Annotated in this window: 11 protein-coding genes; 5 read left to right on the top strand and 6 right to left on the bottom strand. The window is 69.4% G+C overall.

Translation table 11 applies throughout. The features are described 5' to 3' along the window. Window positions 1-151: 151 nt before the first annotated feature. The 4 genes from ACFYP5_RS21480 to ACFYP5_RS21465 all read right to left on the bottom strand — a co-directional run bounded on the left by ACFYP5_RS21480 (window position 152) and on the right by ACFYP5_RS21465 (window position 6,130). Window positions 152-1,483, bottom strand: coding sequence for an FAD-binding protein (locus ACFYP5_RS21480; protein ID WP_389038283.1), 1,332 nt, complete (start codon window positions 1,481-1,483; stop codon window positions 152-154). A gap of 200 nt (window positions 1,484-1,683) precedes the next feature. Next, window positions 1,684-4,185: an ATP-binding cassette domain-containing protein gene (locus ACFYP5_RS21475; protein ID WP_389038280.1), complete on the bottom strand. Its 2,502-nt coding sequence runs from the start codon at window positions 4,183-4,185 to the stop codon at window positions 1,684-1,686. 11 nt (window positions 4,186-4,196) lie between these two features. After that, complete coding sequence (locus tag ACFYP5_RS21470) at window positions 4,197-5,066, bottom strand: branched-chain amino acid ABC transporter permease (RefSeq protein WP_389038277.1); 870 nt, start codon at window positions 5,064-5,066, stop codon at window positions 4,197-4,199. 263 nt (window positions 5,067-5,329) lie between these two features. Next, window positions 5,330-6,130 carry an SDR family NAD(P)-dependent oxidoreductase gene (locus tag ACFYP5_RS21465; protein WP_389038274.1) on the bottom strand — a complete coding sequence of 267 codons (801 nt, stop codon included), beginning with the start codon at window positions 6,128-6,130 and terminating at the stop codon, window positions 5,330-5,332. Window positions 6,131-6,223: 93 nt separating this feature from the next. On the opposite strand from ACFYP5_RS21465, the gene ACFYP5_RS21460 reads away from it, so the two are divergent. Both ACFYP5_RS21460 and ACFYP5_RS21455 read left to right on the top strand, forming a co-directional pair. Continuing rightward, on the top strand, window positions 6,224-7,264 hold the full coding sequence (locus ACFYP5_RS21460; protein WP_389038679.1) for an NAD(P)-dependent alcohol dehydrogenase: 1,041 nt from the start codon (window positions 6,224-6,226) through the stop codon (window positions 7,262-7,264). A 171-nt stretch (window positions 7,265-7,435) separates the two neighbouring features. Continuing rightward, window positions 7,436-8,026, top strand: a complete 591-nt coding sequence (locus ACFYP5_RS21455) for a GNAT family N-acetyltransferase (RefSeq protein WP_389038271.1) — start codon at window positions 7,436-7,438, stop codon at window positions 8,024-8,026. 338 nt (window positions 8,027-8,364) lie between these two features. On the opposite strand, the gene ACFYP5_RS21450 is transcribed toward ACFYP5_RS21455, so the two are convergent. Together ACFYP5_RS21450 and ACFYP5_RS21445 are read right to left on the bottom strand one after the other, a co-directional pair. Next, window positions 8,365-10,242, bottom strand: coding sequence for a transketolase (locus ACFYP5_RS21450; RefSeq protein WP_389038269.1), 1,878 nt, complete (start codon window positions 10,240-10,242; stop codon window positions 8,365-8,367). Between the two features lie 354 nt (window positions 10,243-10,596). After that, window positions 10,597-11,118, bottom strand: a complete 522-nt coding sequence (locus tag ACFYP5_RS21445) for a CGNR zinc finger domain-containing protein (RefSeq protein ID WP_389038266.1) — start codon at window positions 11,116-11,118, stop codon at window positions 10,597-10,599. A 396-nt stretch (window positions 11,119-11,514) separates the two neighbouring features. Here ACFYP5_RS21445 and ACFYP5_RS21440 point away from each other — a divergent pair, with 396 nt between their 5' ends. From ACFYP5_RS21440 to ACFYP5_RS21430, 3 genes are all read left to right on the top strand, one after another. Then, window positions 11,515-12,384: an alpha/beta fold hydrolase gene (locus ACFYP5_RS21440; protein WP_389038263.1), complete on the top strand. Its 870-nt coding sequence runs from the start codon at window positions 11,515-11,517 to the stop codon at window positions 12,382-12,384. Between the two features lie 239 nt (window positions 12,385-12,623). Further along, on the top strand, window positions 12,624-13,415 hold the full coding sequence (locus ACFYP5_RS21435) for a DUF427 domain-containing protein (protein WP_389038260.1): 792 nt from the start codon (window positions 12,624-12,626) through the stop codon (window positions 13,413-13,415). 906 nt (window positions 13,416-14,321) lie between these two features. Continuing rightward, complete coding sequence (locus tag ACFYP5_RS21430; RefSeq protein ID WP_389038257.1) at window positions 14,322-15,461, top strand: DUF3103 family protein; 1,140 nt, start codon at window positions 14,322-14,324, stop codon at window positions 15,459-15,461. Window positions 15,462-15,581: the final 120 nt, after the last annotated feature.

The following is a 15,581-nucleotide window of genomic DNA, read 5'->3' as shown; positions in this document are numbered from 1 at the left end:
CAGGGCTCCTGCACAGATTGATTCGAGCAACTTCGACTCCCGGCAAGGCCGGACGACGGGGAGGCCGCGCACGGGTCCGGACAACTCATGCCGCGTGATGGCTGCGTCGAGGCTCATCGACTCCCCCTCGGTCCGAGGTTCGCGCGCTGGGTCATGAGCTGGTCGCCGCAGTGTCCGCGGCGGTCAGTCCGAAGATCAGGGCCGAGGCGAGGCCACCTGCGTAGGCCCGATGCCACAGTCCACCGGTGTCCGATCCGGCCGCGAGAAGTCCGCCGACCGGCCGGCCGTCTTCGCGCAGCACGCGGGCCCGGTCATCGATGCGCACACCATGGAACGGGAAGGTGATGGCCGGCACCGTCTCGATGACGTAGTACGGCGGTTCCTCCAGCGGGAGCCAATCCAGTTCCCGACCGGGTGCCGGCTCCGGCCCCGCTGAGGCCTGCTCGTTGAACAGCTTGACGGCATCACGGATTGCCTCGCCCTGGTAACCCCATTCCTCGGGCAGGCAGGCCAGTTCGTCGAGGTCCTCGGCGAGTCCCACGCGACCGCCACGCTTGCTCGCCAAGGCGAACTTGTCGACGGCGACAGCGCCATCGACGTACGAGCCGACGATCCAGTCGCGGAACACCCGGGCGTCAGCGATGAGGAGTCCGCGACTTTCGGGCTGCTCCAGCAGCGCCATGGCGGTGAGATGGTCGCCCAACGTCTCGTCGACGAACCGCTCGTTGCGCAGATTGAACAGGAGGGCGTGCTCGCTGTAGTACAACGACATGTCAACGAAATCGGCCGGGTCCGAGAAGGGGATGCCGCTGGGAATGAGGTGACCGTAGAAGCCGGCGTCGTCGCGGCCGGTGGCCGCACCGGCCTGGGTGGCCAGACGGTAGCCGCCGCCACGGCTGTGGGAGTTGGATCGGAGCTCCATGCGGTCGGCGTGCGGGTGCACATGTGCAGTGCGGAGGTCGATGTCGCCCTGGAATCCGCCGGTCGCGACGAGCGTGGCCCGGGCCCGCACGTGCCGGCGCGTACCGTCGGCAGCCCTCAAGTCCGCTCCCACTACGACACCGTGCTCGACCACCAGCCGTTCGGCGTCGGTCTCGAGCAACAGCTCGCCACCGCCGTGAAGGACGAGTCGACGGCAGGTGTCGACGTAGTGGTTGGTGTCGAACCGGTGCCCGCGGCCGAAACTGAGCACACGTTGTGCGTCCTTGACTTCCACGCCCAGGGAACGGATCCAGGAGATGCCGGCGGCGAACCGGTTCACAACCGCGCGCTTGAGCGCGACGTCTCCTCGCGGATTGTGCTGGTCCATGACGTCGTGGGTCGGGGCGGTCCACGCGTAACCGGCGAAGCGTGCGGAGCCGCCGACATCCGCACCGATCTCGACGATCGCGACGGACAAGCCGTTGCGGACAGCGCGGGCGCCGGCGGTCAGCCCCGCCATGCCCGCACCGATGATCAGCAGATCGACGCCATCCGTGTACACGCGACTCTCCTCCGGGCCAAGGGATCGGCTGTCCAGCAAGGTTCGCTGGTGTTCACCTGACACCAGACAGCCAAACCGAATCCATTTCAAATCGCAACCGGCTGCGCCTTGATGATTCTCTGCGACATCCAGCCGACGGGGGCACGGAGTCTCCATCGTGTCCGTGTCGCACGGGTGGTGGGGGATGTCGGGGACGGGCCTCAGCCCTGTGCTGCGGCCACGGGAGCGTCTTCCTCCCCGTTGAAGTAGGCCTGTTCGGCGCGGGCGAGGAACAGCGGGTCGGCGGGCTCGCCACGGACCGCGACGCTGCCTTCATGCAGGACGACCACCTCATGGCAGGCGGACGACGCGCGGCCGAGCGACTGCTCCAGCAGGACGACGGTCATGCCCTCCCGGGCTAGCCGGCCAAGGCGGGCGTACACCTCGTCGACCATGGCCGGCGACAGGCCCAGCGCAGGTTCGTCGACTATGAGCATGTCGGGTCGCGCCATCAGGGCCCGGGCGATCGCCAGGATCTGCTGCTCGCCCCCGGAGAGTCCGGCGGCGGGTACGCCCATCCGCTCACGCAGCCGCGGCGGCAGCCACTCGGCGGTCTCCGCGAACCGCGCCCGCAGCTCCGCTCCCCTGATGTCTGCGGCGTACGCGGCGACCTCCAAATTCTCCCGCAGGGAGAGCGTCTTGAACAGTGCGCGGCCCTCGGGCACCAGCGCGGTACGCAGCTCACCGCCCGCTGCACGGCGGCCGCGGGTGGGCGGAAGCGACCCGTGCAGTATCCGGCCCAGCGTGCTCTTACCCGCGCCGTTGGCGCCGACGACCCCGACGACGCTGCCTTGGGGGATGGTGAGGTCGACCCCACGCAGAGCGGTTACTCCGCCGTAGGCGTGGTCCACCCCGTCGAGCCGCACTGCGGCCTCCTCGGAGCCGTCCCGGCGTGGGAGTTCGCCCCTCGCACCGCCCTCGCCCAAGTAGGACGAGCGCACCCGGGGGTCCTCCAAGACCTTGCGGGGCTCACCTTCTCCGATCGGCCGGCCGAAGTCGAAGGCGACCACCCGGTGAGCGACGGCGAACAGATCATCGAGGACATGGTCGATGATCACGACGGCGGTGCCGCGTCGTTGCTGTCGTACGATCTGCCGGGCCAGCAGGGTGCGTTCGGTGGCGTCGAGGCCGCCGAACGGTTCGTCCAGGATGAGCAGTTCGGGCTCCTCGGCAAGCGCCCTGGCGAGGTCGAGGCGCTTGTGCAGCCCGAACGACAGCTCCTCCGGGTACCGGTCCGCGACGTACGCGAGGCCGACCTGGTCCAGCAGCTCGGCGGCTCTGGCACGATCGCGCGCGGTGATACGGCGACGCGTGCAGAGCACGTTCTCCAGGACTGTCAGCTCCGAGAACGTCTCGGCGTGCTGGAAAGTGCGCCCGATGCCGAGCCTGCGGCGGGCGGTGGCGCGGGCCTTCAGCAGAGGCCTGCCAGCGTACACGGCGCTGCCCTCCACCCGTCCGCCGCCGACGAGTCCGGACAGCACGTTCAGCAACGTCGTCTTGCCTGCCCCATTGGGGCCGATGATCGCGAGGGTCTCACCGGCCCTTACGGAGAGCGAGGCGCCTTCCAGTGCTTTGAGGCCACCGAAGGCGACGGCCACATCGTCAAGTCTCAGCAGTTCGGCAGCAGTTGCTCCGGGCGCCGCCAGGGGCTGAGGGGACTCTTCGGAGAACTCCACGAGGGTCTGGGTGTGCGACGCGGGCCGCCGCACCAGCCGCCGAATCAGCCGTCCGAGGTGGAGCACCACTCCGCCCCGCAGGAACAGCAGTGCGGCGATGAGCACGACCCCCTGGAGGATCGGCTGCGGCAGTCCCACGCTCTCGGCGGCCGTGGGGGCCCAGGTCAAGTACGCGCCGCCGACCAGCGCGCCCGTGAGCGTGCCCGGGCCGCCGAGTACGCATGCTGCGATCAGTGAGATCGAGAGCGCCAGCGAGAACGGATCCGGGCTGACGAACCCGATGACCAGGGCCAGCAGCACACCGGCCAGCGCCGCAAATGCTGCGCTGACGGCGAAGGCCAGCGCCGACTGGGCTTCCGGTGCAATGCCGATCGAACGGGCCGCCATCGGGTGGGACTTGGCGGCGACGAGCCGCATCCGCAGGGCGCTGGGCCGGGCCAGCGCGGCCACTGCGAGCGCCACCCCGGCCACGCCCACAGCGATGTACTGCGCCTGCGTACCGGCGCTGGCGAGCGTGCCGACGCCCAGGGCGCTGTCCAGCTTCTCCATCGCAATGCCCTGATCGCCGCCGGTCACGCTGGTCCACTGGCCCATCACCTCCAGCGACATCATGGCGAATGCCAGCGTCAGCAGGGCGACGTACAGCATCGAGAACCGCGCCCCCGCACCCCCCAGAAACGCCCCGAACGCCGCACTGCACCCGACCGCGCCGAGCACCACGAGTTCCAGTGACCAGCCGTGCGTACTGCCGTACGCCGCGAAGTAGGCTCCCATGGCGAAGAACGCGGGATGGGCGATCGACCAGATGCCCGCCCACCCGGCAAGCAGATTGACCGAGAGGACAAGAACGCTGTACACGGCCGCGAGCCCGATCGAGTACGCCTGGTAGGGCGGGATGACCCCGGTACTCAGCACGGCGATGAGCGCAATCGCGACAAGCGGACCGAGCGCCGCCTTTGCAAGGTTGGAACGACTTACGACAGACATGTACCGCTCCCTCAGACCCGTTGGAACGTGCGCGTGCCGAAAAGACCCTGCGGGCGGATCAGCAGCACGAGGATGGTGAACGAGAACACGAAGGTGTCGCGATAGCCGGCCGAGACATAGCTCGCAGCCACGTTCTCCAGCACACCGACCGTCACCCCGCCGATGACGGCTCCGTACATGCTGGTCAGACCACCGAGGAAGATCCCGGCGAAGGCCCGGAACAGCGGTGCCCCGAGCACCGTCGGCACCAGTCCGGCCCGTGGCGCGTACAGAAATGCGGAAAGCGCGGCAAGGCCGAGCCCGAGCGCCCAGGCGATCCGGGCGATGCGCTGCGAGCCCAGGCCGAGGATCTGCGCGGTGTCGGCGGACTCGGCAACGGCCCGCATGGCGGAACCGATATGGGTGCGTCCGAAGAGGTACGCCACCAGCGTCATCGCGACGGCCGCCACAGCGATGGTCAGCAGGCTCTGCGCCGGCACGGCCGAGCCCCCGAGCGAGACGGATCCCTCCAGCAAGCTCGGGAAGAGCCGCGGTTGGTCGTCCCAGATCGTGCTGATGACGCTCTCCGCGATGAGCGAGATGCCCATCGTCATGACGAGCGCGGAGAGCAAGTCCCCTTGGCCGAGTGGCCTGATCACCGTCTCGCGAGCGACCAAGCCGCTCGCCGCGGTCACTACGATCGCGACGAGGGCGGACAGGAGCAGCGGAAGGCCGCTGTCGTACAGCGTCAGTGCCGCGTACAGTCCGACGGTCGCCAGGCTGGCGAGAGCGAAATTGACCACGTCCGTCGCCCGATAAATGATCACCAGCCCGAGGCCCATCAGGCCATACACGGCGCCACTGGCGAGTCCACTCACCAGGACGAGCAGGAACTGATCCACGTCGACCTCTCCCTCACGCCTGGCGCCCACGCGCCCCGGCACCCGGGCTCCACACGAGCCCAATCTACGAACTGAACTCAATTCGTGAACCGTAAGCGTGGAATCCCGGGCGAGCAAGACTCGTGCACGAGTGGATTCGAGCACGTACGGCCCGAGCAAGGCGGGACCTCCGGCGGCACACAGAAGGAAAGGTCACCAAGAGGCTCGTCCGGGAGTCGATCCAAGCCCTGAACCAGAGCCGACCAGAACGATTTGAAGATCGATCAGGCCGTGAACCGGCCCCCATTGGCGAGCAGCACCGCTCCGACCAGGTTCGCCGCCGCGTCGCTCGCCAGGAACAGGGCGATGTCGGCCATCTCCTCGGCCGTCGCATACGGGCGCACGCGTGGGTCCGCGAAACCGGTGCGCAGCACGTCAGGAGTACGAGCCGCCATCCCGGTCTCCGTCGGACCCGGCGCAACCACGTTCACCCGGATCCCGGACGCGATGACTTCCTTGGCCACAGCCCGGCTCAGGGCGTGCACGCCCGCCTTGGACGCGGCGTAATGGGGATAGCCGACAGGGGCGTCGAATGCCGACGAGGAGCCGATCACGACGATCGCACCCGACCGGTGCGGCAGCATGGCCCGCACCGCGGCGCGCAGCACATGGAAGGTCCCGTCCAGATTGACCCGCATGACGCGCCGCCAGGCCACGTCGTCGAGTCGACCGGTCACCTCGGGCGGGCGGCCTTCGACCAGTGCGTCCGCGATCCACCGCTTCACCTCCGGGTCGTCCACCCCGGCCGCGTGCACCAGTACGTCGATCCGTCCGTACTCCCGCAGTACGTCCTGGACGGCGCCGTCGACCGCGGTCGCATCAGCCACGTCAAGTGCGACAGCGCGGGCGGCGGGCAGCTCCTTGGCGACGATTCCGGCGGCCTCGCTGTTCACGTCGGCCAGGACGACGGCTTGCGCCCCTTCGGCGGCCAACTGCCGGGCGGCGGCTGCACCCATGCCCGAGCCAGCACCCGTAACCATCGCAACCTTGCCCTCGAACCTGCCCTGTTGTGCATCCCTACTCATCCTGACACTCCTTCTACGCTCTCCCGTTACTGAACTGACTTCGTCTTTGTTATCGTCGCCGCCGTGAGACTGACAAGACCCGGGAAGGTGAACATGAGAGCGGTGCGGCTGACAGCCTCGGGACGGGAACCGACGCTCACCGAGGTCGAGCGGCCGGCCCCCCGCGGGGAAGAGGTGCTGGTGCGGGTGGAAGCCGCCGGGCTCTGCCACTCCGATCTGCACGTCGTCGACGGGGTCGCGGGCGCACTCCCCTACCGGCCGCCGTTCACCCTCGGCCACGAGGTCGCCGGGCACATCTCCGCCCACGGCCCTGACGCCGACGGGCCGGCACTGGGTGAACGTGTGGTGCTCTACGGCCCGTGGGGCTGCGGAGGCTGTGCCCGCTGCACCACGGGTCGGGACAACTACTGCGACCGCCGTGGCGAGCTCGGCTGGCACGGGGTGGGGCTCGGCCGGGACGGCGGGATGGCCGAGTACGTGCTCGTCCCGTTCGCCCGCCATCTGGTGCCGATCGGCGATCTGCCGGCCGCCCAGGCGGCGCCGCTCTCCGACGCGGGCCTGACCTCGTACCACGCCATCGCCGGGCTGCGGCACGCGCTCGGCGACGGCACCACTGCCGCCGTCATCGGCGTCGGGGGGCTCGGTCACCTGGCCATCCAAATCCTGCGCGCGACCACCCCGAGCCGCGTTCTCGCGGTCGACATCCGCGAGGAGGCCCTTGCCCTCGCACACCGGTCCGGTGCCCACTTCGCCACCCTGATCCAGGCGGACACCGCCGGTGCGCTGAGGGCGCAGACCGGCGGCGTGGGAGTGGACGCCGTACTCGATTTCGTCGGCAACGCGACCACCCTGGAACTCGCCACCGAGGTCCTGCGCCCGGGGGGCGAGCTCGCACTGGTCGGCAGTGCCGGCGGCCGGCTGACGGTCCGCAAGTCGGGAGTTCTTCCACCGGGTTTCCGGCTCTCACTGCCGTTCTGGGGCACCCGCCCCGAACTCGCGGAAGTCATCGCGCTGGCACGCTCGGGAGCGCTCCATGTCGAGACGGAGCAGTTTCCGCTGTCGGGCGCACCGGAGGCCTTCGGTCGACTGCGGCAGGGACAGGTACGGGGGCGGGCTGTGCTGGTGCCCGACTGACAAACGGCGGCCTCGGCGACGTACGGACCGCGGCGAGTCGCCGCGGAGGTCGCCTGACCCGTCACCGGGGCGTGGCCGAGCTGCGCGCAAGAGTGATCGGCGATCCGGCCCCAGGTTCGCTCCGTCGGCCAGGACGAGATCCCGGGTCAGCATTCGCGCGAATCGGGCTGGATGTGGCTGAGCAGGCACGTAGTGTCGGCCTGCGCGGTCGCCGGGCCGTACGGCCGGTGCCCGTATCGGATCAGATCGTGGGCCCAGGACGGATTGACACGAATGCATCTTCTCCCTTTCGCCACCGCTCACTCCGCCACGGTGGCGGACTGGCCGACTGCTTCCGCGGAAGTCGTCATGTGGTGCGGGCGACGGGAATTCCCTGTGCCTGCACGGACGATTTCCGCGTGGCAGCAGGACGACGACGTTCAGGCTCACGTGCTCGTCGAGGACGAGAAGCTCGTCGGTTACGGGGAATTGTGGTTCGACGCCGAGGAGGACGAGGTTGAGCTGGCTCGCATCATCGTGGCACCCGACGCCCGCGGGAAAGGGCTCGGCCGTGTGCTCGTACGGGGCCTGCTCGGGCAGGCTCACGACGCGGGTTGGACCGATGTCTTCATGCGCGTGCACCCGGCCAACGAGAAGGCTCTGAGGTGCTATCTGGGGGCCGGGTTCGTGCCGGTCGCCCCTGGCCTCGCCGAGAGCTGGAATGCCGCTCAGCCGGTCCACTATGTCTGGCTTCGGCACGATGCCGAGAGGCCGGGCGCCTGAGGTGCCGCAATCGAAGTCTTGATGTCGGATCGGATCGGATCGGAGGACCAGGGCCGAGCCGGCGAGGGTCGGGAGCATGTCCGCAGCCACGGGCGGGCGGTTACCGGTGTCGGTTTGGCGTCGTCGTTCCCGGGACAGACCTCCAGCCACGACAGGTGGTCACCCTGCGTGAACACCAGCATCTCGCCGGGGCACTCTCCATTCTCGGTCAGGAGCTGCGCCTCGGCTGCCACGACAGTGTCGACCGGCAGGCCCCGCGACGCGCCGCCACCCGATGTGGCGGCGACCGGCCGGGTCGAATCACCCTCGCTCGCCCTCAGGGGCGTGTGGCGAGGTGTTCAGTGGCCGACGAGGTCATGGGCGGCGCGGGCGATGTGGGTGCGTGAGATTTCTGCGGCGTCGAGAAGTTCGGACGGGGTCCCGGAGCCCGGCAGATCGCGCACGGCAAGGTGGGCGAATGCCGGGGTGAGGCGCTGCGCGGCGAGTGCGGACAGCACAGCCTCGCCGATGCCGCCCTCGGGGTGGTGATCCTCGACGACGACCAGTGCGCCTGATTCCTGGGCGGCGCGAGCGAGGGTGCCGACGTCCAGGGGCTTCACGGAGTACAGGTCGATGACGCGGGCGGAGATGCCGTCGGCGGCCAACTGGTCGGCGGCGGCAAGGCATTCGTGGACGGTGACTCCGGCGCCCAGGAGGGTGACCTGGTCACTGTCGCCTGCGCGCAGGGTCTTGGATCCGCCCACCGGGAAGGTCTCGTCGGGGTCGTAGAGGACGGGGTAGGCACCCCGGGTGGTGCGCAGGTAGGAGATGCCGTCGAGGTCGGCCATCGTAGCGGTCAGGGCGGTGGCGGATGTGGCGTCGCTGGGGTAGAGCACCGTGGAGCCGTGGATCGCGCGCATCATGGCGAGGTCTTCCAGGCCCATCTGGGAGGGGCCGTCCGCGCCGATCTCGACACCGCAGTGGGTACCGCACAGACTCATGGAGACCTGAGAGATGGCGGCCATCCGGATGAAGTCGTGGGCTCGGGTGAGGAAGGCTGCGAAGGTGGTGGCGTAGGGGCGGTAGCCGCGTACGGCCATGCCGACCGCGGTGGCGATCATCTGCTGTTCGGCGATGTAGATCTGGAAGTACCGCTCGGGGTAGGCCTTGCCGAAGTCCTCCGCGTGGGTGGAGTTACCCACTTCGGCGTCCAGAGCCACGATGTGGGGGCGGGCGCCGATCGCGGCGAGCGTCTTGCCGAATGCGACGCGGGTGGCGACGGCTTCGCCCATCTTGAACTGCGGCAGCGTCACCTGCACCGGAGCGACCGGGTCGGTGGAGGCGGCGGCGGGCGGCTGAGGGCCGCGGACGGTGTGGTGGCGTACGCCGCCCAGTTCGGTGATCGCGCGGGCGGCCAGGTCCTCGGGCAGCGGCTTGCCGTGCCAGCCCTCGGCGTCCGCGACCTCGGCGACACCCTGCCCCTTGACGGTCCTGGCGACGATGACGGTGGGGGCCTGCCCGTCGTCCGCGACAGCCAGGGCTTCTGCGACGGCCGCCAGGTCGTGGCCGTCGACGACGAGGGCGCGGCAGTCGAAGGCTTCGGCGCGGCGCACGTAGGCGTCGGTGTCCCAGCCCAGCTCCGTGGGGCCGCTCTGGCCGAGGCGGTTGACGTCGATGATCACGGTGAAGTTGGCCAGTCGGTGGCGACCTGCCTTGTCCAGGGCTTCCCAAACCGACCCTTCCGCCATTTCGCTGTCGCCGCACAGCACCCACACACGGGAGGACTGTTGCTCCAGGTCCCGTCCGGCAAGCGCGATGCCGATGCCGTAGGCGATGCCCTGGCCCAGGGAGCCGGTGGCCACATCCACCCAGGGCAGAACCGGAGTGGGGTGGCCTTGAAGACGCGCACCCTTGCGGCGGTAGGTGGTCATGAGTTCCTCTTCGTCGATCGCGCCGGCGGCGAGGAACATCGCGTACAGCAAGGGGGAGGCGTGCCCCTTGGAGAAGACCAGGTGGTCGTTGGCCGGGTTCTTCGGGTTTTGCCAGTCGTAGCGCAGGTGACGTGTCATGAGGACGGCCATGAGATCCGCGGCCGACAGGCTGGAGGTGGGGTGGCCGGAGCCGGCGGCGGTGCTGGAACGAACGGAGTCAACCCGCAACTGCTGAGCCAACTCGAAGACCTCGTCCAGGTCACTGTCGGGCCCCAGCGAGACAGTGACGGTGTTCTCAGCCGACATCGCGGACTCCTCTCAAGACGTGCGTTCCGATCAGGTCGTTCGACGGCCGCCGGCTCGCGGGCCGCGCGCAGAGGCTGCGGGCAGTCCGCAGAGGCTGCGTGCGACGGCCGTGCCCTTGCCGACCGTATGCCCGTGGGACGGACGCCGCGATTCAAACGCGTGCCGGTCGGAGGAGCGCGGTCCAGGAACGACATCAGTGCGGTCCGGTGGCGCCTGACCACTGTGCGCCGGTTCATCACCGGTCTGCGGCGGTAGGAACCACCCGAAGTCGACTGCGCGGCTGGGGCCCGGGCGGGGGAAAGTCCTGCCGTGGAGAGCTGAGCGCCGCCACGTTCCCGGTGTCCTCGGGAGTTGCTACTCGGATGCGCCGTTGCGGGTGCGCTGGTAGTGGCGCCTGGCCTTCATCCTGTTGCCGCAGACGGCCATCGAGCACCAGCGCGCCTTGTTGGTCTTGCTGCGGTCGAGGAGGAACCGCCGGCACTCCGGATTGGTGCACGGCCGCAGTCGCCCGGGCGTCGCCTTCTGCAACGCGCTCCAGGTCATGACAGCCTGCACCGCCATCCGGCGCTCCTCGCGGGCGTCGAGATCCCAGGACACTCCGGCGGAGGAGACCTGCGGACGGGACGTGACGCCCTCGAGAACCGGAGCCAGTGACGTGGCCGGCAGGCTGCCGCGGACCACCTCCTGCAGGGCGTCACGCGCCTGCAGGAGGTGGCGGTGCTCGTCCGCGGTGCCACTGCCGCCGTGCGCCCGCTGCCAGGCCTCGGCCGCTTCCGGATCCGCCAGCTGATCCTGGACCACCCCGTTGACCACCGGCGTCGTGTTGAGGAGTTCCAGCAGTGCGTCCTGCTGCTCTCGATCGGCATCGGCCGCCATCACGCCTCCTAACCGCATCGATTTGCTTGACAGGTTACACGAACCCCGCGTGATCTAACCACAAAAGAAATTTTTGATGGTTAGTTTCCGATGAGGCGTTCACCCCGGCCGGGGGCGACACCTCGTACACACAGGCCCCACCGGGCCGACATCGCCCGGCCGAGTGCACTCGCAACCGGCGGCTCCACTGGCCGACGAGCCATCGGCAGTCGGAGGCTTGAGGAGGCCGCCGATCCGCGCCCCCCCACCCCGAGCTCCCGACCGGCGGCGAACGCACCCCACCCCCGAAAGCGTCCTCGACCAACCGTTCTAACCAGCAACAACGCCTTGACAGGTTAGATCCGGCGTGGTCGACTGAATTCATAACCACTCAATCTCGATAGAAGGGTTAGGACTATGGCCCCCGCAGTCCACCACCGCACGGCCACCGTCAACGGCCTCGAGGTCTTCTACCGGGAAGCCGGCGACCCCCAGGCACCCGACGTGGTGCTGCTCCACGGCTTCCCGACCAGCTCGCACATGTTCCGCCACCTGATCCCGGCACTCGCCGACCGATACCACGTCATCGCTCCCGACCACATAGGGTTCGGCCAGTCGGCGATGCCGGCCCTGGAAGACTTCCCCTACACGTTCGACGCCCTCACCGAGATCACCTCGGGCCTGCTGCAGCACCTGGGGGTCGACCGGTTCGCGATGTACGTGCAGGACTACGGCGCCCCCATCGGCTGGCGCCTCGCGCTCCGGTCCCCGGACCGCATCACCGCGATCATCAGCCAGAACGGCAACGCCTACGAAGCAGGCTTCGTCAAGCCCTTCTGGGACGGCGCCTTCGCCTACGCCCAGGCGCCCGGACCCGACACCGAGGCCGCCATGCGAGGCGCCCTGACCGCCGAGGTCACCCGATGGCAGTACGTGAACGGAGTCGCCGACCCCACCCTGGTCAGCCCCGACAACTGGGTCCACGACCAGGCACTGCTGGACCGGCCCGGCAACGACGAGATCCAGCTCAAGCTCTTCCGCGACTATCCCACCAACGTCGACCTCTACCCGCAGGTGCACCAGTACTTCCGCGACTCCCAGGTCCCGCTGCTGGCGGTCTGGGGCGCCAACGACGAAATCTTCGGCCCCGCGGGCGCCGAGGCGTTCAGCAGGGACCTGCCCGACGCCGAGATTCACCTGCTCGAGTCCGGCCACTTCGCCCTGGAGAGCCACCTCGAGCCCATCACCCAGCACATCCGCGACTTCCTCGGCCGTGTCCTCGCCTGACGCGGCAGGTCGAGACGCCACCGCCGGCGACGGCGAGATCATCCGGTCCTGCCGCCATCCGGAGGCCGCGGTCTCCCACTGCTCCTGCAAGCCCTGACCGGGCAACGACAACCGCCCGACCATCCCGGGGTGCAGCCTCCCGCCCACCCCGCACCCGGAAGGAAGACGCCATGGGACTGTCCTGGCAGCAAGGGCCCCTTTCCGCAGGGGCGATCGGACATTTCCTAACCCCCGAGCCCATGCCTGAGCGCCTGCTGTTCACCGAGCCGTTGCGCCGCCGCATGCGCGTGAAGTTCAACGACACCTGGATCGCCGACAGCGAGAACGTGATCCTGCTGCACGAGCCGGGCCGCTACCCCGTCGCCTACTTCCCCCGCGGGGACGTGGACCCCCAGGTCCTGGCCACGAGCGACAAGGTCACCCACCACAAGGACCTGGGCGAGACCACCTGGTACGCGGTCCGCGCCGGCGACCGCACCACGGAACGCGCCGCCTGGGAGTTCACCTCGCCGCCCGAGCACGCCGCCGAGATGCAAGGCCGCATCGCCTTCGCCTGGCGGGCCATGGACGCCTTCTACGAGGAGGACGAACGCGTCCTGGGCCACGCCGCGGACCCGTACCACCGCATCGACATCCGCAACACCTCCAGGGTCCTGGAAGTCCGCATGGGCGACACCGTGGTGGCCCGGTCCGAGCACCCCGTCGCGCTCTACGAATCCGGATTCGCCCCGCGCTGGTACGTCCCGCGCGCCGACATCGACGAGACCTGGCTGCGCCCCGTCGAAGGACAGACCTTCTGCCCCTACAAGGGCCTGTGCGACTACTACGACGTCGGGGATGTGCACCGGGCCGCCTGGACGTACCGCAACGCCTACCCGCAGGTTGGCCGCATCGGTGACATGGTGTCCTTCGAGCCTGACCAGGTCGAGATCCACCTGGACGGCAAACGCCTGGAACTCGAGCCCGGGCAGAAGGTCGCCCCCCATGGCGTCGACCGCGGCCTGGACGTCGACGAAGTCAAGGCCCACTGAGCCGGAGGGCAAATCCACCGCGTGGAAATGGCGCAAGCAACCGGAACGCGGCGCCACCCGACCGGTCTCACTACCGGCCCCGTCAACGGCAGCAGTGTCGACGGCCGGGGCAGCATGGACAGTGGAGTCCGCCCGGGAGCCCTTCGCACGTCGACCGGGCGGACCACCTTGGGCGTGGTCCCCGTGACCGGCCTGGTGATGACGGAATTCCCGGAGCAGGCCTGCCGATGACGGAATGCCCGCAGCAGGCCGCGCCGCGGGCCGAGAATCCGGCACAGCAGCGCCTGGTGACCACGATCGGGACGGTCCGGCCGTCCCGGCCGTTCGGCGGGGTGCCGACGACCACACACCGCCGCATCGGCGAACGCTCAGCCGCCATGGCCTTCGGCTCCGGCGGCCCGTCCGCCGCCGAGCGTGGCCGAATCGCCGGCCCTGGTCCTGCTGCGATCACGAGCGGGCCTGTCCCGGCTGGGCCGCCTGGCGCCGTGACCACGCCGACCTTACGGATCCGGCCGGGGAGTTCCGAGCCTTGGTGGGCGAGGCCCAGGCGTCGGCCTTCAGGGCATCCGCAGCTTGTGCGCCGACGGCGCAGGACGGGGTTCGGCATAGCGGCCCCCGTTGTCGCCTGTGCCCCTCAGCGGGGTACGCGGACCGCCGTAGCGACCGCCTTGCCGCTCAATCGCCGTGCCGGAAGGGCGGAGGTCCCCCGCGTCGGAGGCAACTCCCTTATGGGCCCGCCGACTTGACGTGATCCCGACACGAGAAATTTACCCTCGCAGATCTACTCGCATAGACCTCATGGCGCCATCCTGGGCGCAGACGACCAAGAACCCGCCCCAGCAGCGCAGACGCCCACCCGGCGGCTCCGCCCCGGGCGGAGCCAGCGTTCGGCATCAGGAGGATCTCTTGAGCAAGAAGCAGTTGCGGCGTACCGCCCTCGTGGCCGTCCTTCTCACCGCGGTCACCACCGCCACGGCGCAGGGAGCCGTACCGGCGTCCGCCGAGGCGTCAACGGCACCGCCGTCCGCCGCGGCACCGTCCGCCGTGCGCGGCATCGAGGACGATGTCGCCCGGTCCCTCGCCGTCTCGCTGACGGATGCGGGCTGGCGGTCACAGGTACGCGGCGCGGCCCTCACCTCCGCCCAGGTCGATGTCCAGGCCCTGGCGGCTCGGTCCACCACCCGGAGCGGCAAGGCCCTGATCCCCGCGGTCCGCGAGGCGGACCGCCGTATCGCTGCGGCCAAGGGGCTGGCCGCGAGCACCGGTTCGCTGCTGCGCGTCCGTCTCGGCGACGACTCGATGCGCGAGGACCTGACCGGTGAGGCGGTCCCGCTGGTCGCCGCTGCCCCTGCCGACGACGCCGCCGAGACGATCACCGCGTATGACAGCCACGGACATGCGCACACCCTCGACGCCCGTGAGGTGCCCGAACAGCCTGTCTACGTGGTGGACATCGACGTCTCCAAGGCCCTCGCGGCCGGCCTCGGCGTCCTGAGAGCGGAATTCGCGAAGCATGGCGTCGCCACCCCCCGCCCGCAGGCGCGGCAGGCCGCTGGTGGCTGGTGGTCCACCCGCGTCACATCCGTCGAGCTGGCCGACGACGAGGAGCCCTGGGTCAAGGGTGACGCCGAGGTGTACACGCTTGTGACCGGCTTCGGGCTGGACGGCAAGGTGCGCGTGGACACGGTGGACATGCCCTATCTGAACAGCGACGGGGTCGTCTACTACCCCAACCAGATCCTGGTCAACTGGTCGAACTACAAGTACAACCTCGCCGACGCCGTGATGATGGAGGACGACGGCGACACGAACTACCAGGCACTCGCCCAGGCTCTGACCACGGCCCTGCTCACCATCACGGACCAGGGGGCGTACATTCCCCTGGTGAACGCGGTGCTGGACGCCATCCCCACCTCCTGGTGGACCGATGACCCGGACTACGTCGACTCCTGGTACACCCTCGCCCGGAGTGACTCGGGCCGCCGTAACGGGGCGGCCGGCAACGGCTGGATGACGGTCGAGCCGTACTTCGTCGAGCAGTTCTGACCGTACGCAAGACTCGCGAAGGCCGCCCGAGGGCGGCCTTCCGTGTTTCCGGGCGCCGGCCATTCCTCTCCGAACGATCACCAAGGGTCACCGAGGGAAGGAAGCGATGGTTCCGGCCCG

Origin of the sequence: Streptomyces sp. NPDC005262 (genome assembly GCF_042872425.1) — a bacterium.
In the GTDB taxonomy this organism is placed as follows: domain Bacteria; phylum Actinomycetota; class Actinomycetes; order Streptomycetales; family Streptomycetaceae; genus Streptomyces.
The sequence above is the reverse complement of the archived record's forward strand: the minus strand, read 5'-3'. Positions and strand labels throughout refer to the sequence as shown.